General features: G+C 66.1%; 12 protein-coding genes. 8 read left to right on the top strand and 4 right to left on the bottom strand.

The genetic code is table 11. The features are described from left to right. Positions 1 to 46 precede the first annotated feature (46 nt). Entirely contained in the window at positions 47 to 790 is a 744-nt protein-coding gene (locus tag VN634_00875; GenBank protein HXC49409.1) for a protein phosphatase 2C domain-containing protein, read from the top strand. A 59-nt stretch (positions 791 to 849) separates the two neighbouring features. Further along, the gene (locus VN634_00870) at positions 850 to 4266 is read left to right on the top strand and encodes a serine/threonine-protein kinase (protein HXC49408.1); all 3417 of its coding nucleotides are present in this window, start codon (positions 850 to 852) and stop codon (positions 4264 to 4266) included. A 256-nt stretch (positions 4267 to 4522) separates the two neighbouring features. On the opposite strand, the gene VN634_00865 is transcribed toward VN634_00870, so the two are convergent. Continuing rightward, on the bottom strand, positions 4523 to 5602 hold the full coding sequence (locus VN634_00865) for a hypothetical protein (protein ID HXC49407.1): 1080 nt from the start codon (positions 5600 to 5602) through the stop codon (positions 4523 to 4525). A 400-nt stretch (positions 5603 to 6002) separates the two neighbouring features. Here VN634_00865 and VN634_00860 point away from each other — a divergent pair, with 400 nt between their 5' ends. The 3 genes from VN634_00860 to VN634_00850 all read left to right on the top strand — a co-directional run bounded on the left by VN634_00860 (position 6003) and on the right by VN634_00850 (position 14120). Beyond that, entirely contained in the window at positions 6003 to 11078 is a 5076-nt protein-coding gene (locus tag VN634_00860) for a hypothetical protein (GenBank protein ID HXC49406.1), read from the top strand. Positions 11079 to 11225: 147 nt separating this feature from the next. Then, a complete protein-coding gene (locus tag VN634_00855; protein HXC49405.1) occupies positions 11226 to 11954 on the top strand; it encodes a protein phosphatase 2C domain-containing protein in 729 nt (242 codons plus the stop codon). A gap of 6 nt (positions 11955 to 11960) precedes the next feature. Then, a complete protein-coding gene (locus VN634_00850) occupies positions 11961 to 14120 on the top strand; it encodes a serine/threonine-protein kinase (GenBank protein ID HXC49404.1) in 2160 nt (719 codons plus the stop codon). Positions 14121 to 14165: 45 nt separating this feature from the next. Here the strand turns inward: VN634_00850 and VN634_00845 are convergent, their stop codons facing one another. Continuing rightward, the gene (locus VN634_00845) at positions 14166 to 15452 is read right to left on the bottom strand and encodes a cyclic nucleotide-binding domain-containing protein (protein ID HXC49403.1); all 1287 of its coding nucleotides are present in this window, start codon (positions 15450 to 15452) and stop codon (positions 14166 to 14168) included. A gap of 293 nt (positions 15453 to 15745) precedes the next feature. Between VN634_00845 and VN634_00840 the strand changes: the two genes are divergently transcribed. Together VN634_00840 and VN634_00835 are read left to right on the top strand one after the other, a co-directional pair. Further along, positions 15746 to 16501: a PP2C family serine/threonine-protein phosphatase gene (locus VN634_00840; GenBank protein HXC49402.1), complete on the top strand. Its 756-nt coding sequence runs from the start codon at positions 15746 to 15748 to the stop codon at positions 16499 to 16501. A gap of 31 nt (positions 16502 to 16532) precedes the next feature. Then, positions 16533 to 20207, top strand: a complete 3675-nt coding sequence (locus VN634_00835; GenBank protein ID HXC49401.1) for a protein kinase — start codon at positions 16533 to 16535, stop codon at positions 20205 to 20207. Here the strand turns inward: VN634_00835 and VN634_00830 are convergent. After that, a complete protein-coding gene (locus VN634_00830) occupies positions 20188 to 22026 on the bottom strand; it encodes a patatin-like phospholipase family protein (protein ID HXC49400.1) in 1839 nt (612 codons plus the stop codon). The genes VN634_00835 and VN634_00830 overlap by 20 nt on opposite strands. Before the next feature lie 100 nt (positions 22027 to 22126). Here VN634_00830 and VN634_00825 point away from each other — a divergent pair, with 100 nt between their 5' ends. Further along, a complete protein-coding gene (locus VN634_00825) occupies positions 22127 to 24028 on the top strand; it encodes an adenylate/guanylate cyclase domain-containing protein (protein ID HXC49399.1) in 1902 nt (633 codons plus the stop codon). 284 nt (positions 24029 to 24312) lie between these two features. Here the strand turns inward: VN634_00825 and VN634_00820 are convergent, their stop codons facing one another. Next, entirely contained in the window at positions 24313 to 25647 is a 1335-nt protein-coding gene (locus tag VN634_00820; GenBank protein ID HXC49398.1) for a hypothetical protein, read from the bottom strand. Positions 25648 to 26057: the final 410 nt, after the last annotated feature.

Here is a 26057-nt window from a genome sequence, read left to right as displayed (position 1 = left end):
GCGGCCGACCGCATAAGATCGGCGTTTCGCGCAAGGCGAGTCCTGTATGATCTTCTACTGCGGAAAGACCGATGCCGGCAGGCAGAGAAAGCAGAACGAAGATTCGATCCTGACCTCCGCGGACCTGTTCCTCGTCTGCGACGGCATGGGCGGGCGCAAGGCTGGCGAGATCGCTTCGCGGATCGCCGTCGAGACGATCCGCGGCGAGATCTCGCTCGACGGAGCCGAGCCCCGCGACGGCTCGGGCGCTTGCGACCCCGCAATTGCGCAGCGCCTCAAGTCGGCGATCCAGGTTGCAAACAGCGAGATTCGACGGCTCGCCGCCGACTCCCGTGACAACGCCGGCATGGGTACCACCGTCGCCGCAGCTCTGTTCGAACGAGACAGGGAATGCGTCTCGTATGCGAACGTCGGCGACAGCCGCATCTATCTCATCCGTGACGGCACGATCGCCCAGCTCAGCCGCGACGATTCCTGGATCAATGCTGCCTTCGGTCCGGACGAGGTCGACAGCGCGGCGCGCAGCTCGCTCCAGAACGTGCTCACCAAGGCGCTCGGCACGCACGAAGACCCGGATTTCGAGGTCAGGACTCACGAGCTCGCCGATGGCGACGTGCTGCTGCTGTGCTCCGATGGATTGACGAGCATGGTGGCGGACGCGGAAATCCTGGCGATCGTGACCGCAAGGCGCGGCGATCCGGAACGCGCCGCGCAGGAGTTGATCGACGCCGCCAACCGCGCGGGCGGGCGCGACAACATCAGCGCAATCGTGGTGCGGTTCGGTGAATGACGTGCCGGCATCGTGCCGAGCGCGCACCGTGCGCACCATGCGCAGCATGCGGATGACCGATGTCTGAGAAGATCGGCAAATACGACATCGTCGAGCGCATCGGCCGCGGCGGCATGGGAACGGTCTTCAAGGCGCGCGACGCGCGTCTCAACCGTTTCGTCGCGGTAAAAGTCATCTCGCCCGACATCGAGATCACCGACGACCTGCGCACGCGTTTCATTTCCGAAGCACAGGCGTGCGCGGGACTGCGGCACCAGAACATCGTCACGATCTACGACGTGGGCGAGGAGGGCGAGCGGGTCTTCATCGTCATGGAGCTGCTCGACGGCCAGGAGCTGAAGAAGCTCATCGTCGACCGCGTCGCGCTCGATATCGAAGACAAGGTCTCGATCATGGTGCAGCTCTGCGATGCGCTGCACTACGCGCACAGGCAGGGCATCATCCATCGCGACGTCAAGCCCGGCAACGTCGTCGTCCAGCGCGACGGCTCGGTCAAGATCATCGACTTCGGCATCGCGAAGATGACGCAGTCGGCTTCGGCCACCCGCACCGGTCTGATCATGGGCACGATCAAGTACATGTCGCCCGAGCAGGTCCGCGGGCGGGCCGATGCGCGGTCGGACCAGTACTCGCTGGGCGCGGTCTGCTACGAAATGCTCGCCTATCGCCCGCCGTTCGTCGGTGACGATCCGATCGCTCTTCTCGAGAAGCTTCGCTCGGAGCGTGTGCCGCCGCTGCGCGAGCTCGACCCGGCGATTCCCGCGGACCTGGCGGCCATCATCGAGCGGTCCATCCAGCGCGACGCCGCAGCGCGCTACGCGGATCTCGGCGAGATGAAGACCGAGCTCGAGGACGTACAGCAGCATCTTCGTTCCGAAAGCGACCGCCTTCGCCGCTCTCTCGGTCCCCGGCTGAAGGAATTCCGCGAGCTCGCCGGCCGCTACGGCAGCCGGGTCGGCGCGGTCGTTGCGGACCTGCCGCCGGACAGCGAGCGCACGATGCGCCTGACGACTCTGCAGAGATGGGATCAGCAGATCGAAAGCCGCCTCGACGAGATTCGTCACCGCATCGAGCGCGCGGACGGGCTGCTCGAAGACATCCGGACGGCAGAGGAATGTCTGCGCAGCGGAAAGGCCGTCGACGCCGTGGCGCGATTCGAAGCGATCCTTGCCGAGGTTCCCGAGCATGCCGGCGTGCAGAAGCTGCTCGCCGACGCGCGCGAGCTCGAAGCGTCGCAGCGCCGTGAAGAGCTCGCCCGCAAGCTGATCGACGATTCGCGCGCCGCGCTCGCCGACGGAGACGTTGCGCTCTGCCTCAGCATTCTCGAGCAGGCCGCCGAGATTCCGCCTCCGGACGAGCTGAAGGCGGCCATCGAATCGTTGCGCGCGGAAGCGATTGCCCATCGCGAGGAAGAGCTGCGGCTTCGGCGCGAGGCCGAAACCGCGCGCGCGCGGATGGAAGCGGCGCGCGACGCGGCGGAACGATCGGGAGCCCCGGCTCATGCAGCCGGCGCGTGGGCCGTAGTCGAAAAAATTTCCGCCGACGGCAGCAACGCGCTCGCGGCCGGCCGCTCAAAGGATGCACTGGCATCGTTCGTGAGAGCGGGCGCCGGTTACGAGCAGGTTGCGAAGGACGTCGCGGAGCAGCTCCGGCGAGAGGCGGAGGAAGCCGAGCGGCGGCGCGAGGAAGCCAGGAAAGCGGAGCAGCACCGGATCGAGGTTGAGGCCGAACGCCAGCGCAAGGAGGCGGAGGCCCGGCGGCTCGAGCTCGAACGACGCGAGGCCGAGGCGAGGGAAGCCGAACGCCGCGAGGCAGAGGCCAGGGAAACCAGGCGACGCGAGGCAGAGCGCCGCGAGGCTGAGGCAAAGGAAGCCGAGCGCCGCGAGGCGGAGGCAAGGGAAGCCGAGCGTCGCGAGGCCGAAGAACGGCTCAGGCGCGAGGCGGAAGACCAGCGCCGGCGTGCCGCCGACGAGGAACGCAAGCGCGCGGAGGATCAGCGGCGCAAGCGCGAAGAAGAACAGCGCCGCCGCGAGAAGGAAGAACAGCGTCGCCGCGAAGAGGAAGATCAGCGTCGCCGCGACGAAGAAGACCAGCGCCGCCGCGAGCTCGAACGGCGAAAGCGCGAAGCCGAGGCGCGCGACGCGGAACGTCGCAAGCAGCAATCTGCCGCGCGCCGACCGCCGAAACGCGACGGCGGCGACGCCACGATCGTGGGCGGTGCCATGCCCGACGATCGCACACTGCTGCGCCATCCCGCGCCGGCCTCGACCGAAGCGCGCAAAGCTGCACCCGAAGATCGCACCGTTGTCTATGCTGCGCCGGTCTCGAAGCCGGCATCTGCCGCCCGCTGGAACATGCTCGCTTTGCCGGTCCGGACTCGAGTCGCACTGGCAGCCGGCGTGCTCGCGATTGCAGCTGTAGTCGCGGTGATGCTGTCGCGACGGCCCGCGACGGACGGCGAGGTTCCGATGCCGCAGCCGCGCAGCGGCGAAGTGCCGCAGTCGCCGCAGCCGTCACCGGGCAGCGAAGCGCAGAAGGCCCCGCGGGACGAAGATTCCGCTCGAGCCGAACGCGAGCAAGCCGACAAGGCTCGAGCCGACGCTGCCGCCCGTGCAGATGCCGAACGAGCCGAGAAGGAACGAGTCGACGCCGCCGCGCGTGCAGAAGCCGCAGCCCGAGCAGAAGCGGAGAAGGCACGAGCCGAAGCTGCTGCAAAGGCCGAGGCAGACAAGGCGGCGAGAGCGGAAGCAGACAAAGCGGCGAAGGCCGAAGCAGACAAAGCGGCGAAGGCGGAAGCAGACAAAGCCGCAAAGGCTGAAGCAGACAAAGCGGCAAAGGCTGAGGCTGACAAAGCAGCAAAGGCCGAGGCTGACAAAGCAGCAAAGGCTGAGGCTGACAAAGCGGCAAAGGCTGAGGCTGACAAAGCGGGAAAGGCCGAAGCAGACAAAGCGGCGAAAGCTCGCGAGGCGGCGACTGCTGCGCAAAGCAGCGCCACGTCCGCACGCAACGACATGTCGTCCGCAAAGTCGGAGGCCGTGCGTGCGAAAGCCGCAATGTATGCTGCGGACCTGCTGTCGAAGGCAGCGTCGAGCGAGAACCAGGCGGCGAGCGCGCTCGCCGCGTCGGACTACGCGAAAGCCGCCCGACTGTATGGCGACGCGACCAGAGACTATCGCGCCGCGGCAAGCCGCGCCGTCGAAAAAGTTGCGTCGCTCGGGCGCGATCTCGAGCGGACGATCAGCGAGGCCAACGCACGACGGTCCGAAGCGCTCGACGCCGGAGCGGGCAAGTTCGCTTCGGATCTTTACGGCAAGGGTGGGGCCAAGCAGGAAGAATCGCGGCGTCTCGCGCGCGACGGCAAACTGCAGGACGCGATTGCCGAGCAGCGCGCTGCGATCCGGTTCTACGAGGAAGCCGCCGCTCAGGCGAAGACCAGGCCGAAAACCAAACGAAGCACGAGCAGTCCGATCTTCTGACGAGCGTCAGAACGGCGGGAGCACGGTGTGCGACCGGTGACGATGGTGCGCCTGGCGCGTGTGGCCGACTGTCCGGTCACCGCCCGCAACTACCGAAGCCGCGCCGCGATCAAATTCCGCAGCCGAATCCTGTCGCGGCGCACATCCCCAGCAGACTGCCGCGACTGAGACGAGCAACGCGAAAGCAACGGTTCGCATGCGATGGGAAAGCGAGAGGAATCGCCGCAGCTGCGACGATTCCCCTCGTCCTGCCGGATCAGCCCGCGTGGAAGCTGGCGGAGATGCCGAGAAGCGGACCATACGCAAGATACGCGTCGCTGTTCGGGCTGTCACCGTTCATGTACTGCACGCGCATGCCGAGATAGGCCGAAAGCGAATCGGACAGCGCCCATGAAAGCCTTGCGTCGGCCGTCACGCCGTACGCGAAGAACGTGCCGTCCTGCCGGTCGACGGTCGTCGCGAAGCCGGCGGCATCATGGTTCACCTTGTAGATCACGTGGTGGTCGTCGCGTGTCTCCGCGCCGAGGAACGGTGCGACGCTGATGGGAAGCAGCCACTTGGCATCTTCCGTCAGATGCAGCACTGCGGTCAGCGGGATCGTCGCGCCGTACATCCACGTGGTGGATTTGACGCGCTGGTCGAATTTCTCTCCGGCGCCCGGAACGCCGGTGCCGTCGTCGCAGGTCTTTCCACCGTGGCAGATGTCGTAGAGGCCCGGCGGCGGGATTGCATTGACCGTTGCGACGAACTGGTTGAGGTTCGAGTAGTAGCGGACCGAATCCGCGTAGATCATCTTGAGCCCGAGCCCCGCCGCAAGATCGAGCCTGTTCGGCACCACGTCCGGGAACGTGTAGCTCATGGCAAAGTCGACGTCGGTGCGCGACGTGTTGACGAATTCCTGCGCGGCGACCTCTCCCGGTGACAGCGAGCCGACGTTCGGATCCGAGAACCCCGTGCCGTGGTAGACCATGTCGGTCCGGGTCTCGAAGTCGGAGCTCTGATAGCTCAATCCGATCGCCCACCGGCCCTTCTTCGCTCCGAGCTGGAATCCCCACTGAAGATCCAGGTCGTCGACGGCCTCGCTGTTCGCGCCCTTGAAGCGTCCATCCGAAATGCCGTTGGCGGCAAGCACGTTGGAAACCGTCTGCAGGTTCGAGTTACCGGCAAAGCCGCCGCTGTCGATGTGCGGCGCCCAGAGCTGCGGCGTGATGACGAACGTCCAGCCTTCTTCCTCCTCGTCGGCGACCAGCGAGGCAGGCGGCGCAGCGTGCGGCGTCTCCTCGGCCGTTCCTGTCTCGCCATAGGCGCCTGCGCGAGCGGCGGTGACGTTTGCCAAGACCAGAGCCGATATGATCGGCATCAGAACCCGTGCCTTTTTCATTGTTGGATCCCCTTTCGGTGAATTCGAAGGTGCGTGGAGTCGCGCGAGCAGCCAGGAAACCCCGGTTCTGAAGCGACGCGACTCACTCCGCGACGGACGCGCCGATACCATGCTGGTCGCAGCAGGGTCAAGCCTGGCGCTCTGCGCTGTTTGAATCTTTGCCCGACAAAATGCGCCGATAAAGCCAGCGGCGCGTGTCGAAGGCCACATCTCAGGTTTGATTCAGGTGCGTCGCCGCCATCAAGTCTGCGCGTCCTCGAACAACTGCTGTCTCTGGAAGCGAGCTCTGCAGGGCACGCATGCTCGCAGTGCGCTTCGGACTTGTCGGTCAACACGTCATGCGGAGAAGCCTCGTATGAAATCAAGCAGTACTCGGGTCGGCGGCCACGTGCCGCTGCAAGTCGATCTTCCGGGATCGCGGTGCCGGCCGTCGCGGTCGTTGCGCGTCGTGGCGGCGAGCCCGCTGATGTCGGCGCTCATACTGGCCTCCTCGGCAATCCCGTGCAGCGCTGCGCTGCAGCTCAGTATCGAGGCCTCTCCGGATCCGGTCGTGAGCGGCGGGCGCATCGAATATCGCTACATCGTCAGCAACACCGGGAATTCCGATATTCCGGCGGTCGTCGTGGATACCGTGATTCCGGAGCACACCGACGGAGCCACGCTGAGTCTTCCATCGACGTGTGTCTCGACCTGCGACGCCGGCGACAAAGCCACCTGGTCCGTCGGGACGATTCCCTTCGGTCAGTCTCGCGTGCTGCGATTGATCGTCACGGTGCTCTCGACGCCGACCGGAACGTCGATCACGAATCACGTCACGGCCAGCGGCACGGGCGTGTCGACGCAGACCGCCGACCGAAGCGTCGTCGTCGAAGCGACACCGCAGCTGAACGTGTCGATCCAGGACGACTTCGATCCGCCGGCCGATTCCGGCGGAGAGATCATCTATGGCGTCACTTTGAGTCAGCAGTCGGATCTCGTCGGATCCGCCGACCAGACCGACCTGCATGCATTCGCTCCAAACGGAGCGACCATCCTCGAAGCGAGCGACAACGGCCTGATCACCGGCGGAAACTCGCCGATGGTCTCGTGGTCGATCGCCAGCCTGAAACCGGGTTTCGCGACTCGGCGCTCGTTCCGGATCGCGCCGGCCCCGGGGCTTGCCGGCGGCACGCTGCTCAGCGCGAGCGCCGGTGCCACCGGGACGATCGCCGGCGTCCAGAGATCGGCCAGTGCGGACGAGACGACGAGCATATCAACAGCTCCGGCCCTTCGTGTGCAGATCGAAGCCAATCCGGACCCGGTGGCGACCCTGGGGCAGCTCGAGTTCCGCTACACGATCACGAACGTTACCGACCTCGACGTACAACTGGTCAAGCTCGACACGGTCATTCCGAGCTTTACCGACGGCCTGCGCATCAGCGCCGGGGGAACCTGCGCTTCCACCTGCAACGCCGGCAATCGCGTGTCGTGGGCTCTCGACAAGATCCCTCCCCATCAAAGTCGCACGCTCTGGATGATCGTGACGATCCTGTCCACCACGCCGAGAGGTACGCTGATCAACAATCAGGTGATCCTCAGCGGGCAGGGCGTCTCCACCGTGACGGACGAGCAGACGGTCGCCGTCGAAACCGTGCCGCAGCTCAACGTGGCGTTGAAGGAGGATTTCGATGCGTCCGCCAGAGACGACGGTCAACTGACGTATTCGGTCACGCTGAGCCACCAGTCCGACGCCGTGGTGTCGTCGGATGCAACCGAGCTTCATGCATTTGCACCCGACGGTGCGGTGATCGTTGCCGCCAGCGACGACAATGAGATTACAGACGGATCGACGCCGTCCGTTTCGTGGCCGATCGGCTCGCTCAAACCTGGAAACGCCGTTCGGCGAACGTTCCGCATCGCTCCCGAAGCAGGCCTCGTCGACGGAGATCTCCTCACTGCCGTGGCCGGTGCCAGTGGCATCATCTCCGGCGCGCCAAGAGAGGCTGCCGCGGAGGAAACGACGACCGTGTCGTCGCAGCCGTCGCTGCGGATCCAGACCGAGGCGAGCCCGGACCCGGTTTCGGTCAACGGCACAGTCGAATTTCGATACACCGTCGGCAACACCACGGATCTCGACATCCTCAACGTGAGGCTGGAAACCGTGATCCCGACGAGGACGGACGGAGTCACGCTGAGCGCGGGATCCGTCTGCGAATCGACCTGCGACGCAGGCCATCGGGTCACGTGGTTGCTCGCGTCGCTGCCGGCTCACCAGACCCGCACGTTCTGGATGGTCGTCAGAGTCCTGGCTACCGCGAAAGGAACGCTGCTTCGCAACCAGATCACGGTCTCGGGCAGCGAGGTCACCACCGTCACCGACGAGCAGACCGTCGTCGTCGAGTCCGAGCCGAATCTCGGCGTGGCCATGAGCGAGAACTTCGATCCGTCGGCCGGCGCGGCGGGCGAGCTGAGCTACACCGTGACGGTCAGTCATCAGTCCGCTTCCGTGGAATCGTCGGACGCGACTTCACTTCGTGCGTTCGCTCCGGACGGCTCGGAGATCGTGTCGGTCAGCGACAACGGCGTCGTCACCGATGGCATTGCTCCGGTTGTTTCGTGGCCGATCGGTACGCTGAAACCCGGCACGTCGATGCGTAGGTCGTTTCGGGTCAAACCCGAGGGCGGCGCGCCGGCCGGCTCCCTGCTTGCCGCATCGGCAACGGCGACCGGCACGATCAATACGATCGAGCGGACTGCGGTTGCGGAAGAGACGACCAGCGTGGCCGCGAGCCCGGCGCTGCGGCTGCAGACCGAAGCCAATCCGGATCCGGTCCGGGTTGGCGCGCGGCTCGAGTACCGCTACACGGTCAGCAATGTCCGCGACCTCGAGATCCAGAACGTGGTGCTCGAAACCATCATTCCGAGGAGCACCGACGGACTGCGGATCAGCAGCGGCGGCAGCTGCGCCAGCACGTGCAACGCGGGCAACCGTGTCACGTGGTCATTGGGGGCAATTCCGGCAGGGCAGAGCCGTACCGTGTGGATGGTCGTCACGGTTCTTTCCACGGCCAACGGCACCATTCTGCGCAACCGGGCCACGATTACCGGAACCGACGTTTCCACGATCACCGACGAGCAGGTGACGGTGGTCGAGGCCGCACCGGATCTCGAGATCGCCCTCAACGACGATTTCGATCCGTCGACCGAAGCCGACGGCGCAATCCGTTACACGGTGACCGTGAGCCATCAGTCGGATCTCGTCGGTTTTGCCGACAACCTTTCGGTGCGCGGATTCGCGCCGGAGGGCGCGCAGATCCTTTCGGCAAGTCACGGCGGCGAGATCACCGGCGGCGCCGTGCCAATGGTCACGTGGCCGATCGCGACCCTGGCCCCGGGCACCGCGACGAGGCGAACGTTCCTCGCCCTTCCGCCGGACGGCAGTGCTCCCGGCACGTTGCACTCCGCTTCGGCAATCGCGACCGGCACGATCGGAGGAGTGCTGCGGTCCGCGACTGCCGGGGAAACGACGAGCGAGTCCACGGAAGCTGCGCTGCAGCTGGAGACCGACGCGACTCCCGACGCTGTGATTACCGGAGACACGATCGTCTACCGGTACACGATCCGCAATCGCAACGTCCTTCCGATCCAGAACGTGAAGCTCGAGACCGTGATTCCTTCGTTCACCGACGGGAAAACGTTCGTCGGCGGCGTCTGCGAATCGACGTGCGATGCGGGCCACCGCGTCAGCTGGACGTTCGTTTCCATCCCGGGAGGCGGAAGCCAGATCGTGGAGCTTACGGTCAAGGTGCTGACCGCGATCAAAGGCTCGCTGATCGTCAATGAATCGACGGTGACCGGCGAAGGCGTGTCCACGGTCTCGGACGAGCAGACCGTCGTCCACGGCAGCGTGATCGGCGGAGACATCGGCTCGTGCGGCGATCTCAGCGGCGGCACGCTGGTTGCGTGTCCGATCGCACCAGCGGAGCAGCTTGCCGGCGATGAGTTCGGCGCTTCGATGGCGCTCAGCCACGAGTATCTGGTGATCGGAGCACCGGCCCCGGAAAGCTCCAGCTCGGGTCGAGTCCACGTTTTCGTGCCGTCGGGTGATGGATTCGTCGAGCAGACCCAGTCCACTCCGGTCGCGTTGCCGTTCCAGGACTCCGTGCATGCCACCGGCGACCTCGATTTCGGAGCATCGGTCGACGTCGACGCCAGCACGATCGTCGTCGGCGCGCCGTTCGATGTCGTACCGGTGGGCGGCACGAGCTCCTTCGGAAGCGCATCGGTGTTCGTGCGGATCGGGGAGTCGTGGACCTTTCAGCAGAAGCTGCTGGATCCGACCGGCACGTGCACCGCGCTCGGCAGCGACGTGGCGATCAGCGGCGACACGATCGTTCTCGGTGCTCCGGCGGGCAACTGCGCTCTGGTGTTCGAACGCGAAGCAGCGCAGTGGAACCTGGCGGCGAGGCTGGATGCTCCGGTGAGCGGCGTCCGGTTCGGTCGCAGTGTGGATGTTTCCGGCAGTGAAATTCTCGTCGGAGCACCCGGCAAAACGGCGGATTCCGGTTGCGATGCGCAAGGCGCCGTCTACGCCTATCGCCGCAATGCCGGCGCGTGGCCGCTCGAAGATACGATAACCGAACCGGCGGAGTCGGGCGGTGGAGCCTGTTTTGGCGCGGCCGTCGGAGTAGACGGTGATACCGGCGTGATCGGAGCGCCATACGACAACACCGCAGCGAACGATGCGGGTGCTGCCTACGTGATCGAACGCAGCAACTCGCAGTGGGAGATCACCGCGCAGCTTCTCCGATTCGAGAACGCGGCCGAGGGCGATGGCTTCGGCGCTTCACTCGATATCAGCGGCGACCGCATTCTCGTCGGAGCGCCGGGTGTGGCGGCGTATCTGTTCGAAAGCTCGGAAAGCGGAGCGGTCGCCAATCGGCAGGCGTTCCCGCGATTCGAATCCGGTAAATGGCTCTCGACGCGCGAGATCGTGCCGCCCGAGGGCCTGCCTCCGGTGCTCAGCAAGTTCGCGTTTGCCGTCGCGGTCGATGCAGACGAAGCGGCGATCGGAGCTCCCGACGAGGGGCTCGACGCGTTGACACGCGCAGGAGCCGCGTACCCGGACCGGATCGATGCCGGTACGGGAACCTGCGGAGACGGAGTCGTTGCTGCCGGCGAGCAGTGTGACGACGGAAACTCGCTGTTCACGCCGGGCGAAGACTGCGGCGTTGCGTGCGTGAAGATCCCGTGCGGCAGACCGACCAACTCGACCGGTGCGCTGCCGAAGACCAGCGATGCGTTGTTCACGCTGAAAGCTGCCGTCGCGCAGGTGACGTGCAGCGTGAAGGTGTGCGACACCGACGCCAACGGGAAGATCACGACCACCGATGCGCTGAAGATCCTGCGCGCGGCCGTCGGACAGGTTGTTACGTTGACGTGCTCTCCGTAGCGCCCCGATCGCGCTGCGTCAGCGGAAATTCGCGGTCCCGGTCGTCACGACCGGTGTCGTCATCCGCGGCGTGCGGCGAATTCAACGGGGTTGCCTGGAGCGCAACCTTGCCGCATAACCTCGGCGCGTGAGCGGAGATTGTCCGGGATGATCTCGTACTACGGGCTGAGCGACGTCGGTCGCCAGCGGAAACAGAACGAAGATACGATCCTGACGTCGGCGAGCCTGTTTCTCGTCTGTGACGGGATGGGCGGCCGCAAAGCCGGCGAAGTCGCATCCCGCCTCGCCGTCGACACCATCGAAAGCGAGACGGCCAGAGGAATCGACGGTCACACCGACGGTGCCGCGCGGCACGAATGCCTGAAGACGGCGATCCGGCTCGCCAACGGCGCGATTCGCAAGCTCGCCGGCGCCTCCGTAGTCCATGCGGGGATGGGAACGACCGTTGCCGCAGTCTACGTCGACGAGAGATGCTCCCGGATCACGTATGCCAACGTCGGCGACAGCCGCATCTACCTGATTCGTTCGGGTTCGATCTCCCAGCTCAGCCGCGACGATTCCTGGGCAAACGCCGCGTTCGGCCCGGATGGGGCGGACACCGCGACAGCCGGCTCGCTGCAGCACGTTCTGACCAAGGCGCTCGGAACCCACGAAGAGCTCGACTTCGACGTCAAGGATCACGACCTGGTCAGCGGAGATGTCCTTCTGCTGTGTTCGGACGGGCTGACCAGCATGTTGACCGATCGTGAGATCCTCACGATCGTCGCGAAGAAAACCCCCGATCTGCAGGTGGCAGGCCGCGATCTGATCGCTGCCGCGAACGCTGCGGGCGGGCGCGACAACATCAGCGCGATCCTCGTTCACTACACCGGATGACGGACCATGGCTGAGTCGACCGGTACCGACCCCGTCGCTGCAGAAAAAATCGGCAAATACGAGATCCTCGAGCGCATTGGCCGAGGCGGAATGGGCACCGTCTACCGGGCGCGCGATACGCGACTGAACCGGCACGTCGCAATCAAGGTCATCTCGCCCGACATCGAGATCACCGAGGATCTTCGCGTCCGCTTCATGTCGGAGGCGCAGGCGTGCGCCGGCCTGCGGCACCAGAACATCGTCACGATTTACGACGTCGGCGAAGAGGGCGAGCGCGTCTTCATCGTCATGGAGCTCCTCGACGGACAGGAGCTCGCCCGCCTGCTGGCCGACGGCGCCAAGCTCGATCTCGACGAGAAAGTCTCGATCATGATCCAGCTCTGCGATGCGTTTCACTACGCGCACGCGCAGGGCATCGTTCATCGCGACATCAAGCCGGGAAACGTCATCGTCCTCGGCGACCGGTCGGTCAAGATCATCGATTTCGGCATCGCGAAGATGGCCGTGTCCGCTTCGGCGACGCGAACCGGCCTGATCATGGGCACGATCAAGTACATGTCGCCCGAGCAGATTCGCGGACAGGCCGATGCGCGTTCCGACCAGTATTCGGTCGGCGCGGTCTGCTACGAAATGCTGACGCTGCGACCTCCGTATCCCGGCGACGATCCGATCGAGCTGCTCGAGCAGCTTCGCTCGGAGAGCGTTCAGCCGATTCGCGAGCTCAATCCGGCGGTCCCGCAACAGCTCGCTGCGATCGTCGAACGTGCGATGAGGCGCGAAGCGTCCGACCGCTATCCGGACCTCGCCCACATGCGCAAGGAGCTCGAGGACGTCCAGCGGCAACTGGCGAGTGGGGCCGAGAACGATCGTCGCGACAACCTGGCGCGGAAGCTGATCGACGACGCGCGCGCATGCCTTGCCGAAGGTGATGCGTCGCTGTGCCTGAGCATCATCGAACAGGCCGCGGAGCTGCCTCCGCCTGACGGGCTTGCTGCAGAGCTCGAAGAGTTGCGCGCGGTGGCCCGGGCGACGAAACAGGCGCGGGCAGCGGCCGTTCCGCCCCGCTCGCCGCCGCTTGCGATGGCGCGTGCTCTGCTGCGGGCGAGAGGGTTCCTTGCATCGACATCGTGGAGACGATGGGGATTCGCACTCGCGGCGACTTCGGCCGCGATCGTCGTCGTTCTCGCGATTTCGGGTCGGCGCACCGTTCCGGACGGAGTTCCCGCCGCTCGCCCGATCGAGACGCCCGAGCCTCCGAAGCCGGCAGATGCCGGCGCCGCCGAACGCGAAGCGGACGCAGCGCGAGCGGCCGCAGAAGCGAAAGCAGCTGCGGAAGCGAGAGCAGCTGCAGAAGCGAAAGCAGCGGCCGAAGCCGATGCAGCCGCACAAGCGAAGGCAGCCGCAGAGGCCAAGGCAATTGCTGATGCCAACGCGGCTGCGGAGGCCAAGGCAATTGCAGAAGCCAAGGCAGCTGCAGAAGCCAAGGAAATTGCAGACGCCAAAGCCGCTGCGGAAGCCAAAGCCGCTGCAGAAGCCAAAGCCGCTGCAGAAGCCAAAGCCGCTGCGGACGCGAGGGCGAGCGCAGACGCAAAGCTCGCTTCGGAAAAAGCCGCCGCTGCCCGTGAGCAAGCCGCAAAGAAGGCCGAAGCCGAAGCAGCTGCGGCGAAGAAGCTCGAGAATGCGAAGGCTCGCGCCGAAGCCCAGGCCGGCAGCTCGCGGGCTGCCATGCTGAGCGCGCGTTCGCAGGCATCCCGCCTCGAGGCCGACATCCATGCCGGGGATCTGTTCGCGAGAGCTGCCCGCAGCGAGGCTCTCGCGGCAGCTGCGCTCGAACGGTCGGATTTCCCGGGCGCGACCAGATTCTTCGACAGCGCGACCAGCGACTACCGATCCGCCGCAAAGACCGCCGCAACGAAAGTCGCTGCCCTCGAGCAGGAGCTCGAAGAAGCGATGGACGAAACCAGCGCGCGGCGTCGGGAAGCGATCGCTTCAGGAGCGGAACGGTTCGCGGCGGAGTTGTTCGGCAAGGGATCCGCCCGGCAGACCGAAGCGCTGCGGCTGGCGCGCGAGAAGAATTTTTCCAAGGCGATCGAGGCCGAACGCGCGGCCAGCGACTACTACGAGCAGGCACAGATAAGGGCGGAGCTCACCGTACCGGCGAACTGACGAACGGCCGCGAACAAACGGGATCGTGAGATCGGCGAGCCCGCTCTACCCGCAGACCGGAAACGGCGCGTGCCTCAGCTCCTCGGCAACATCCGAAGGTCCGTCGGCATCGTCGTAGAGCATCCCGGTCACGTCGTCGAGACGCAGCGAAAGAACCTGCGCAAAACACCACAACAACTTCACCGACAGCGCCGGCTCGGTTCGAAGCAGCTCATGGAAGCGCGCCAGCTCCATCATGAGCAGCCCGCACCCGGTCTGCGCGTGGACGGTGGCCGAGCGCGGCCTGTTGTTGAACAGCGCCATCTCCCCGAAGTGATCCCCGGCGGTCATCGTGCGCACGAGGTGCCCGTCGCGCTCGACGCGCAGCGTGCCGTGCAGGATCGCGTAGAGCGCGTCGCTTCGCTCGCCTTCGCGGATGACGGTCCTGCCGGCTTCGATTTCCTCGGTCCGGACCACGTTGAGCACCTTGCAGACTTCCCGCATGTCGAGGTGGCGGAAGATCACGACGCGCCGGAGCGTGTCGATCCTCAGGTTCACCTGGGTTGCGCGACCGCTGTCGCGAACGATCTCGTCTTCACCGGAGATCGCGCGCAGCACGATGGAGGTCGCGTCGCTTTTCGATCCGTCGGTGCGCGCCTGCTCGCGAAGCTTCGAAGGAATCTTTTCGATGTCGTCTGCACCGAGAAGCCCCGCGAGGCCGGTCGTTTCGCCGATGTTCCGATGGATGCCGCGCGAACACAGCAGCAGCGTATCGCCCGGCAGGATGTCGAAGATCAGCGTGTCCGCGCGTACGCTCGACTGGTTGCCGACGGCGCGGGTGATCACCTTCGCATAGGGACCGCTCATGGCTTCCTCGAGCGTCATCAGCCCGCGGTTGACCGCTTCGGCAGCGTAGGTGTGATCTTCGGACAGCTGATCGGTGCGGCCGGCGCGGTGCAGGTACAGTCTCGAGTCTCCGACGTGGCCCATCACGCCGAAGTCGCTGGCGACGAGCACCATGGTCAGCGTCGTGCCCATGCCTGCGCGTCCGGCGTCGGACGTCGCGATGCGGAAGACTTCACGACATGCGAACTGGATGGCTTCGTCGACCAGTCGCAGCAGCCCGTCGCGTGACGAAGCACTCCCGTCGACACATTCGAGCAGATTGCGGTGCTCGATCACGTACTGCCGCGCCGCTTCCGCAGCGGCCTTCGCAGCCACTTCGCCGGCAGCCTTGCCGCCGATTCCGTCGCAGACGACGTAGAGCGACAGCGCGGGATCCAGAACGAGGTAATCCTCGTTCGGCTTGTTGCCGTTTCCGGCCTCGGTGCTGCCCGCGGCGACGATTCGCATCCGTGATACCCAGGTTCGCCCTGATCTGTTCAGCGAACGCGAGCCGTGGCAAGAGGACCCCGTTCCCGTTCCTCACGGAGAGCCGCGCGGCAAGGCTGGCGCCCTTCTGTCGGTGCAGGCCGCGTGGTAACCTTCTGCGGTTCCGCGAAACCGCGCAGGGCGCGGCGATGTCGAGACCGAAGGACGTCGGTCCGGACCGGCGCGGAGGATGGGATCGGCCGGGTTCGAGTGGCGGCAAGCCCTCGGGGACGCCAGATGACGCCGCCAGCTACGCGGTGTGGAGGAACCGCCTGATGATCGCTGCCTATGGCCTGACCGACGTCGGCAAACGACGCAGTCTCAACGAGGACTCCATCCTGGTCGACGAGAACCTGTTCGTCGTCTGCGACGGAATGGGCGGACACAAAGCCGGGGAAGTCGCCTCGCAGCTTGCTCTCGAGAGCATTGCCCGCTTCATCGGCAGGTCGAACGAGGACGACGAGATCACGTGGCCGTACGGGTTCCAGACCCGCTCCTCGCTGGAAGCCAACCGGCTTCGCACGGCGATCAAGCTCGCCAACAGGGCCGTTTCACGCAAGGCGGCCTCTTCCGACGACTACACGGGCATGGGAACGACGGCCACGGTCGCACTGATCGCACCGAACCGGCCGTACGTCACGTACGCCAATGTCGGCGACAGCCGGCTCTATCTGCTTCACCAGGGAACCATCACACAGCTCAGCCGCGACGACTCCTGGGCAAACCTTCCGTGGGGAGCCGACAAGGTCGACGTGACCGTCGCCGTCAACATGAAGCACGTGCTGACCAAGGCGCTCGGCGCGCAGGACGACGTCGACTTCGACGTGAATACGCAGGAGCTCGCCGACGGCGACATCCTGCTGCTGTGCTCGGACGGCCTGACCAACATGCTGAGCGATGAGCAGATCCTTGCCATCGTCACCTCGAACGCGAGCGACCTGAACGCCGCTTGCCAGCAGCTGATCGCAGCAGCCAACGAAGCCGGCGGCCGCGACAACATCAGCGCGATCCTCGTCCGCTACAGCGCCTGAGGCGATCCGCACCGAAGAGAACCGACACGCGATGCCAGACCGGATCGGAAAATACGAGATTGTCGAGCGCATCGGCCGCGGCGGGATGGGAACCGTCTACAAGGCACGCGACACGCGGCTCAACCGCATGGTCGCGCTCAAGGTCATCTCTCCGGAAGTCGAGCTCACCGACGATCTGCGCACGCGGTTTTTTGCCGAAGCCCAGTCGTGCGCGGGCCTCAGCCATCCGAACATCGTCACGATCTACGACTCGGGCGAAGAGGACGACCGGCTGTACATCGTCATGGAGCTTCTCGAGGGCCAGGAGCTCAAGCGGCTGATCGCCGATCACTCCGAGCTTCCGATCGAAGAGAAAGTCTCGCTGATGATCCAGCTCTGCGATGCGCTCGGATACGCGCACGAAAAAGGCGTGATCCACCGCGACATCAAGCCCGGAAACATTTTCTTCCAGCGTACCGGGCCGGTGAAGATCATCGACTTCGGCATCGCCAAGATGGCGACGTCGTCGTCGATGACGCGTACCGGCCTGATCATGGGCACGCTGCGCTACATGTCGCCGGAACAGGTCCGCGGTCGGGCCGACGAACGGTCCGACCAGTTCTCCCTGTCGGCAGTCTTCTACGAGATGCTCAGCTTCCGTCCGCCATATCTCGGAGAAGACCCGATCCATCTTCTCGAGCAGCTGCGCACCGAAAGCCCGCCGAAACTTACCGAGCTCGATCCATTGATTCCTCCCGAGCTCGCGACGGTCGTCGAGCGCGGCATGAGCAAGGCGCCGGAGGAGCGCTACGCCGACCTCCGTGCGATGCGCAGCGACCTCGAGCAGGTGCAGCGGCGTCTGCATGAAGAGTCGCAGCGGCTGCGCGGCGAGCTTGCCGCGCTCGTTGCCGAAGTGCGCGAAGCCGACACCGCCGTAACCTCGAGGCTCGGCGGGCCCGCGTTCGAAGGACCGGCGGCGATCGCCGACTCGCCGGCCCAGATCGGTGCGCTCAACCAGCGCATCAAGGCCGCGCGCGAGCGGCTCGACGCTCTCAAGGAATGCTCCCGCAAGCTCGATGCGGCCGCCGAAGTCGTCGCGCGCGGAAAAGCGGCGATGGAGGCGCGCCGGTTCGACGATGCCGTGCGCGACCTCGAATCGGTGGTCGAACAGATTCCGCAGTACGCAGCCGTGCGCCTGCTGCTCGAGCAGGCGCAGGCATCACAGGAGATCGAGCGCCGCCGCACGAAATCCATCGAGCTGCTCGACGAAGCGGCGCGAGCGCTCGAGGCCAAAGACGCGTCGCGATGCCTCGCGCTGGTGCAGAGCGCGGCCGATCTTCCGGCACCGACCGACGCCGAGGAACGGATCACGACACTTCGCCGCAATGCGAAGATTCTCCAGTCCGAGCAGGAGGCCTCGCGGCGGGCAAAACAGCAGGCGGAGCTCGCGCGCGAACAGGTCCTCGAAGCCAGGAAGCTCGCGGAAGGAAAGGAAGCGCTCAAGCTCGCGCCGGAAGAATGGGCCGTCGCCGAGTCGCGGCTCGCAGAAGCCGACCGCGTGTTCGCCGCCGAGCGCTACTCCGAATCGCTCCTGGTGTTCGACGCTGCAAGCGACGCGTACGCAGCCGCAGAGGAAGCAGCCCGCGAGCGTCGCGAACAGGAGCGCCGCGCTGCCGAGGAAGCCAAGGTCGCCGAACGTGTCCAGCAGGCGAACAAGCTGTTCGAAGAGATCCGCCGGCAGTTCGCCGATCGAGCGTACGTGCGCTGTCAGGAGCTGCTTCGCCAGGTCGAGGAAATCCCGACGCCGGAAAAGGTGAGGGAAGAGTTCGAGAAGCTCTCGCGCGAGACCGAAACCGCCCTGCAGAACGAGCGGCGTTCGCGAAAGCCGGCGCAGCAGGCGCGCATGCAGATGACCGCGATCCGCGTCGATGCGCAGGCCGAGGGAGCACCGGCGCGCGCAGCCGCAACGTGGGAGACGGCGGAGGCAAAGGCCGCGGCCGGAGCTGCCGCATTCGTTCGCGAGCTCTTCGGCGAAGCCCACGAGTTGTTCACGCAGGCCGGTGAGCTGTTCCGCCGATCGCTCGAAGAATGTCGCGCACAAGTCGCCGCCGGACAGAAAGGCAGCGACGGTGCGGCGGCAAAGCCGGTCGCTTCCGGCGCGGGATCGGCGGCGGAGGCTGCCGCGGATCCGAAGCGCCGCCAGGCCGAGCACGCCAAAGAGCTTCTCGACGAAGCGCTGCGCAGCGCCCGGCTGCAGGGCAACCCCGACGTCGCGCCACTCCTGTGGTCGGATCTCGAAGTGAAAATGGAATCGGCCGAGCGCGCGTTCGGTCGCGGCGCGTACGAGCAGTCGTTCGCCGACTACGAAGCGGCGATCCTGCTCTGCCAGCGGTTCGAGGACGCCGCGCGCGCTTCGACCGTCGTCAAGACTCCGTCACCGCCCGCGGCGCCGCCGGCGCGCCACGCGGTCGATCAACCGTCACGTCCGGCCGCCGCACGCAGCGAAGTCGGAGCCGACGATGCGACCGTGTTCGTGCCGCCGCCTCCGGCCCACGTTCCGGCCTCCGCATTGCCGAGGGACCCGCGCGTCTCCGAAGCCGTCACGGCTTCGACTGCGCGCAAACGCTCGGCCGATTCCGAGCGCAGGACGACGTTCGTCTACGCGGGCGTCGCGATCGTTCTGCTGTCCGCGCTGGCAGGCTGGTTTGCGCGGCCGTCCTCGAGGCCGCGCGAGGTCGCCGCGACCGTCCGCGAAGACGCCGTCGCGCAGCCCGACGCCGAAAGGATCGCCAGCGAAGCGGAGATGGCCGCTGCACTGAAGGCGGCAGACGAAAAGGCCCGCGCCGATGCCGCCGCGGCGGCGCCGAGCGTCGCACCAGTCCCCGCACCGCCAGCGCCGGATGCGAAGCTCACTGCGCAGAGCAAAGCCGAGGCTGATGCGAAGGCCGCCGCGCAGGCCCATGCCGAGATCGATGCGAAGATGAAGGCAGAGGCCGAGACGCGCGCCGCCGAGCAGGCGAAGTCCGACGCGCAGGCCAAAGCCGTCGCGGAAGCACGGCGCGACGCCGAAGCGAAGGCTGCGGCTGAAACCAGAGCTGCCGCGGATGCGAAGGCCGCGGCCGACGCCAAGTCTGCCGCGGACGCGAAAGCTGCGAGCGAAGCCAAAGCCGAAGCCGATGCCAAAGCGGCAGCGAAGGCCAAAGCAGACGCCGACGCGAAGGCTGCCAAGGCGAAAGCCGACGCGGACGCGAAAGCGCTCGCGCGCGCGAAGGCCGATGCCGACGCTGCCGACCGGCTTGCGGCAGACGACGAAATCGCGAGCGCCGGGAAACCGCCGCCGGCGATCAAGCCGCCGCCCGCGCCGCCGCCGGCCAAGGCGCTCGTCGGTTCGTACGCGGCAGTCTTTACCGAGGCCACCGACGGCAAGCGCGGCGGCGGCGCATGGGGTGCCTGCTGGCGCGCCGATCCGTCGGCCGCGAGGGACTGCGCGAAAAGCGCGTGCGAGAAGACCCGGCAGTCGAACACGTCGTGCCAGGAAATCGCATCGACCAGCCCGGGCGGCTACTGCGCCGTCGCGCGGGCTCCGGGTTTCGGCGTGACGTGGGGCGTATGCGGCAGCGATCCGCGTCAGGCCGAGGGCGGCGCGGTTGCCGGATGCATGAGCCAGATCAAGCGCAACTACGGAAGCGCCGTCGCGAGCTGCAAAGTCATCTGGACGACGAAGTAGAGAGCTCCTCGCCGCGGAACCCGCCTTCGTCGAGCGCGCGCCGTGCGGCGTTGTAACCCCGTTCGACCATGACGTCGATATCGTGGCCTCGCCGGCGCGACAGCATTGCGTGGTCGGCGATCGCCGGCGCGATGTAGCAATCGATTCCGTCACGGATGAGCGCGAGATGGCGCGTGCTCGCGGCGCACGCCGCACCGGTCAGCAGATCGACGAGACTCGCGCGCTCGTCGCGCCGTTCGAGGCCGCGCAGGCGTGTCATCAGCAGCTTCCATCCCGACGTCGAGTGAAGATCTTCCGGATAGTCGGTGCGCAGTGTCGGCAGGCCGACGTCGCTTGCGATGACGCGTCCGACCGGACAGCGAAGCCGCAGCAGGTCGGCCGGCAGGTTGTTGACGAGCGCTCCGTCCATGAGCAGGCGGCGGCGCCACGGAACCGGCGGAAAGATCCCGGGCAGCGATGCGCTTGCGCGCAGCGCGAGCCACAGCGGACCGCGATCGGGCACGAACACCTCGCCGCATTCGACCGCCGCGCAGACGGGAAGGAACGGAATCGGCGTACCGTCGACCAGGACGTCGCCGAAGATGGTGCGGAGCGTGCTGCTCAGGCTGCGTCCGCTCAGCAGCGCGATGATCGGCGGCCCGACGTCGCGCCACGCAGGCATTCGCCCGAGCAGGTGGACGTGCCGGAGCCCGTCGCGCCAGTCCATCTCGAGCGCCGCCATCGCGCCGACGATCGCTCCGGCGCTGGTGCCGGCCACGAGGTCGATCGCGATGCCGCTTTCCTGCACCGCACGGAGCGCGCCGAGATGCGCCGCTCCGCGCCGTCCGCCGCCGCTGAACGCAAGCCCTGTTGCGCGTCCGGCCAGCAGCCGGACGGTGCGCGCAACGTCGCGCGCGCTTCCGCAGCGCACATGATGAACATGCCGGAACGTCGTCGTCGCGCGCAGGTCCGGAGTGACCAGCGCTTCGCTTTTCTGCAGCAGCACGACGTCGGTCGCGGCAAGGTTGCCCTTGGGCGTGGCCGCGACCGCGGACGCAACCGACGCAACCTGGTCCGGGCGAATCGCCACCAGCACGAGGTCCGCGCGCCGCAGGCAAAGTCCGGTCCACTCCGGATTGTCGAGATGACACCGGTACACGACGAACCGTGAGCTGGTCTCGACGGCGTCGAACCACGCGGCGTCTTCCGCATGCATCGTGGATCGCGAGGTCGTGTCGATGAGGCGCCATGCGCGCGTTTCGGTCGTCGGGTCGCCACCGGAAGTCTTCCAGCGCGAGCTCGGCAGCGATTCCGGTCCCACGTCGACCGTCGGACCGATGCCGCGGAGCTCGGCGAGGAACCGGCGCTCGAACCCGAGCGCGTCGTCGTCGGTGTGGTCGGTGAACAGGCAGACGGTGGAGAACGGATCGGTGCGAAGGCCGACGTTGATGTTGGACTGCGCGCGCGCGGCGACGGTACGGGCGAGCATCATCGTGCTGGCCGGACACGCAGCGACCATCTTGTCGAAGCCTTTGCGTGACAGCCGCGCGACCGTGCTGTCGCGCACGGCCACCACGCTGGCCGAGCGCGGCGCTCCCGTCAGCATCGCCATCTCGCCGACGTAGCCGCCCGAGTGCACTTCGCCGAGCACGCGCCCGTCGTCCGACAGCGAACGCAGGCGACCGCGCAGCACGATGTAGAGGCCGTCGGCTTCGTCACCTTTGCGAAACAGCCAGTGTCCGCCGGGGATGCCGAGGAGCGCGATCTCGCTGCGGATCGAAGCGAACACGTCGGGCGGCAGCAGCGAGAACAGCCCGGTCTGGGAAAGCTCGTCGATCACACCGGAAATATCCGCGTCACCCGGCCCGGGCGCAATAGCCCAGGGACCTCGTGGCCCGCGGGCTGGCGTCAGGCGCTCCGGCTGCTAGCGTACGCGTCGCGTGTACGAGTTGCTCTTTCTGACCGGTGGACGCGCGGGCCAGGTGGTCCCGATCACCCGCACGCTCGTCGCGGGCCGCAGCGCCGATTGCTCGCTCGTCGTGCCCGATCCGAACACCAGCCGGCATCATTGCGGATTCGTCCTCGACGGTGCCAACGTCGTGCTCGAAGACCGTCATTCGATCAACGGCACCTATCTGAACGACGTGCTGCTGACCGCTCCGGCGACGATGCAGGATGGCGACGAGGTGCGCATCGGCCAGACGCTGCTCCGCTTCGGCGTCCGCAAACGCAAGGACGAGCCCGACGACGCCACGCAGGTCTTCTCGCTGCGCGACATGTCCGACAGCGGCCGGCCGGACAAATTCGACGAGCGCACGTCGCTTCTGATGGCGGACCTTCCGGCCAGGGCGATCGACGAACGAGGGCTCGCACTGCGCCTCGAAGCAATCATCAAAGTCTCCAAGGCGCTGGTCAACATCCGCGACTTCGACCGTATCTCGCACGGAATCCTCGATGCGCTGTTCGAAGTCTTTCCGCAGGCGGATCGCGGCTTCCTGATGCTCGGCAACGACGTCAGCCAGCTCGTGCCGCAGGCGGTCAAGAGCCGCGGCAAGGTGTTCGCGGCCGACCTCGTCATTTCCCGCTCGATCTGCCGCTCGGCAATCGAGCATCGCCGCGCGATATTGTTCAATGACCTGACCGCCGGCGATTTCACGGTGGGAGAATCGGTTTATGCGCTGAACATCCGCGGCGCGATGGTCGTGCCGCTCATCGTCGAGGACGAAATCCTCGGCGTGCTGCAGATCGACACGCCCGTTCAGCGTGCGGCGTTCACCGCGTCGGATCTCGAGCTTGCCGCAGCCGTCAGCCAGCAGGCCGCGATCGCGCTTCACAACGCGTTCCTGCTGCGCAAAGTCGAGGAGGAGAGCACGAGCCGCACCAGTCTCATGCGTTTCCTGCCAGGTGCGATGGTCGAACAGGTGCTGCTCGGAAAGCTCGATCTGGCGCTCGGCGGCAACACGTGCCACGGCACGATCCTGTTCTCGGACATCGTCGGGTTCACCGGGTTCGCCGAAACGCTGCCGCCCGAGACCGTCGTCAAGCTGATGAACGATTACTTCAGCCGGATGGTTCCGTGCATCGAGAACCTGGGCGGCGCCGTCGACAAATTCATGGGCGACGCGATCCTTGCCGTCTGGGGAGTCCCGCTCGTCAAACCCGACGCCGCGCTGCGCGCGGCCGGAGCGGCGCTGGCGATGCAGAACGCATGCGTCGGGCTCGACACGCGGCGCTACTGCGAAGACGGGCCATGCCTGGAGATGGGCATCGGAATCAACAGCGGAACCGTCGTCGCGGGTAACATCGGAGCGGACAACCGCGTTTCGTACACGGTGATCGGAGATGCCGTAAACACGGCCCAGCGCATGGAGGTCGCGGCGTGCCGCGGACAGATCCTGATCAGCCAGGCCACGTGGGCCGAGCTCGCCGGCAGCGGCATCGGAATCGCGATGCCGCCGCTGCGGGTCAAGAACAAGACCGGAATGCTGACGGTGCGCAGCCTGCGCGGCCTGCGCACTGCCCATTCGGAGATCGTGCTTCACATTCCCGTTCGCATCGGTGGCGACCGGGCGTGGCTGATCCGTCTGCTCGCGGATGAGTCGGCGATCCTGCTGCATCCCGAAACGGCGCCGCTCGCGTCCGAGCCGGTGATTGCGGAAATGCAGGAATGTCCCGACCTCGACTTCGGCCGCTGCGAGGTGCGCGACGTGATGCCGCACCAGCAGAGCGACGGACGCCTGGTGCGCAGCCAGATCGCCTTTACCGGAACGGCTCTGGTCGAATGGCTGCGATCGCCGGACCTGGTCTGCTCGCGCGAGTGGAATTCGATGACCAGGCATTGAGGGCCTGATTAATTTGCGGTGGCATCGGATGGGTGCTTCCGAGTTCTGAGCGGAGCGCAACCAGCCTGATTTCCAGACCCAGATCGCTGCTGCCAGCGAAGAAAACCTGGGACGGCCTGTGGATGCCGCGTCGCACGTCGCCGTCGCGTGTCTGATTCCTTTCGCTTCGATGGTTTCGGTCCCGAGCAGATGGTCGTCGGTATGTCGGCGACGCGAATGCGCGAGGAATTCGCGTACGCCTTCGCTACCAAGGCCGTCCATCATCCGAACCACCGACGACGTCTTCACGGCGCGGCCGCCATCGCCCGACATTCTCCGGGGAATGTTCGCGCATCGACGAGATTGCCGCGCCTCCCCCGACATTCCCCGGGGAATGTTCGCGCATCGGCGAGATTGCCGCGCCTTGCATCCATGAAGGCGCGGCCGAAGTCGAGATCCGCCTGATACTGGTTGTGTGCCGCGCAGCGCAGCTCGATGTTCTCGGGCGTAGCAGGTCCGCCCATCGCGAAGGGAGCTTTGTGGTGGAACTCGATGTTGCTGGTCTCGCGGCAGCGACGTCCTCGTGCGTCTACGTAGCAGCAGCGTCCCGAGTCGCGCCGCCATACTTCGCGTCGCACGGCTGCCGGGATGGTCCGGGATCGCTGTGCTTGCTGCGAAGCGGCAGTATCTGGCGCGGGCATTGTGGCGGGTCGATCGATGCATTCCGCGTTCGTCGACGTGGTCGACCTCGGTCGATCGCATTTTTCTTTCGCCGGCATCGTCGATTTCGGTCGATCGGTCGAGCCTGCTTTGCGCGCGAGTGTCCGGACGAGCAGTACATCGATCGCACGACTGATGATCGCGGCCGCATCGCGACCGGTCGCCGAGCGGCCGAGCAGATCCTGAAGCGACCGGAGCTTGTCGTGCGTGTCTTCGTCTACAGTGATCTCGATCTTGAAACGACACGGGCTGAGCGGAACGATCGGCTTCGTTGCCGGCTGCGCTGACCGTGGAGCGATTGCGATGCCGACGAACGCCGAGTCCGAGGAGGCCGGCCGATTGCTCGAGCAGCCGGCGGACTCGCGGTCTGTCGAAGCGCACCGATCGCTCACACCGCCGGCCTGCTCGCAATCCATCGAAGTCGCGCCGGCCGACACCGCCAGTGCATTGTTCGCCGCGCCCGTACCGCGACGCCGCGGCATCGCCCGAACACGCGACGCCACATCCGCTCGCGGCGCGAGCTCGGCAACCAGCCGCTCGACCTCACGCGAGCTCTTGTGCCGGGCGCGTTCGAGCACTCGCAGGTGGTTCTCGGCCGTCAGATGCCTTGCAAGCAGATGGATCGCGCTGAGATGCAGCTCGCCGCGTGCGACGAGGTCGAGGACGACCGGAAAGCGGCGCGCCGTACGCGCAGCCCAGAGCCGCTTGGCCGTTACCTGCTCCGATATGTGGAAGCGCTCCATGCAGAAGCTGAACATGGAGGAGCAGGCATGCCTGGCCCAGAGCTTGCGCTCGTCGATCTCGGCGATCGCGACGAGTAGCGCCGCAGTCGTACGACGGTCGCGTGCGACGAGACACTCGAAGTGATCGAGCAGTTCCTTTTCGGAGAGCTTTGCAATGCTGTCGAAGGATGTCGTCATGACGACCCTTGTAACACGGGTTTTTCAGTGATCGTTCTCCGTAAGGACGCGACGCCTACAGAGATGCGCCTGTCGCGACAGTGCGCGAAGTCTGAGCCGTGTTACGGCCGCGAGTCGCGAAAAAAGCGGCGCGCTCTGTTTCGCTTCGCTACGAGCGACGTCAAGCGGCGAAAAACCGCGTCAAACGAAATCGACATCGCGACGACGCTTCAATAACAAAAATGGCATAACCAGCCGTGATTCGAGCCCGACGCCGCACGCATCCGAATCCGACGCCGCACGTATTCGAGCCCGACGCCGCACGTATCCGAATCCGACGTCGCGCGTATTCGCCGCCCGACGCCGCGCGTATCTAAGCCCGCCGCGCGCGCATGATCCGACAAACCCTCGGACCCGTCGCCATCGCTCAT

Source organism: Candidatus Limnocylindrales bacterium (assembly GCA_035571835.1).
In the GTDB taxonomy this organism is placed as follows: Bacteria; Desulfobacterota; Binatia; order UBA1149; family CAITLU01; genus DATNBU01.
Note: the sequence above shows the minus strand (reverse complement) of the source record. Positions and strands in the feature narration are given on the sequence as shown.

Excerpts from the sequence above, each read along its gene's own strand:
- VN634_00870 (HXC49408.1), top strand. The coding sequence starts at position 850 with ATGTCTGAGAAGATCGGCAAATACGACATCGTCGAGCGCATCGGCCGC.
- VN634_00820 (HXC49398.1), bottom strand. The coding sequence starts at position 25,647 with ATGACGACATCCTTCGACAGCATTGCAAAGCTCTCCGAAAAGGAACTG.
- VN634_00850 (HXC49404.1), top strand. The coding sequence starts at position 11,961 with ATGGCTGAGTCGACCGGTACCGACCCCGTCGCTGCAGAAAAAATCGGC.
- VN634_00845 (HXC49403.1), bottom strand. The coding sequence starts at position 15,452 with ATGCGAATCGTCGCCGCGGGCAGCACCGAGGCCGGAAACGGCAACAAG.
- VN634_00840 (HXC49402.1), top strand. The coding sequence starts at position 15,746 with ATGATCGCTGCCTATGGCCTGACCGACGTCGGCAAACGACGCAGTCTC.
- VN634_00855 (HXC49405.1), top strand. The coding sequence starts at position 11,226 with ATGATCTCGTACTACGGGCTGAGCGACGTCGGTCGCCAGCGGAAACAG.
- VN634_00875 (HXC49409.1), top strand. The coding sequence starts at position 47 with ATGATCTTCTACTGCGGAAAGACCGATGCCGGCAGGCAGAGAAAGCAG.
- VN634_00860 (HXC49406.1), top strand. The coding sequence starts at position 6,003 with ATGAAATCAAGCAGTACTCGGGTCGGCGGCCACGTGCCGCTGCAAGTC.
- VN634_00835 (HXC49401.1), top strand. The coding sequence starts at position 16,533 with ATGCCAGACCGGATCGGAAAATACGAGATTGTCGAGCGCATCGGCCGC.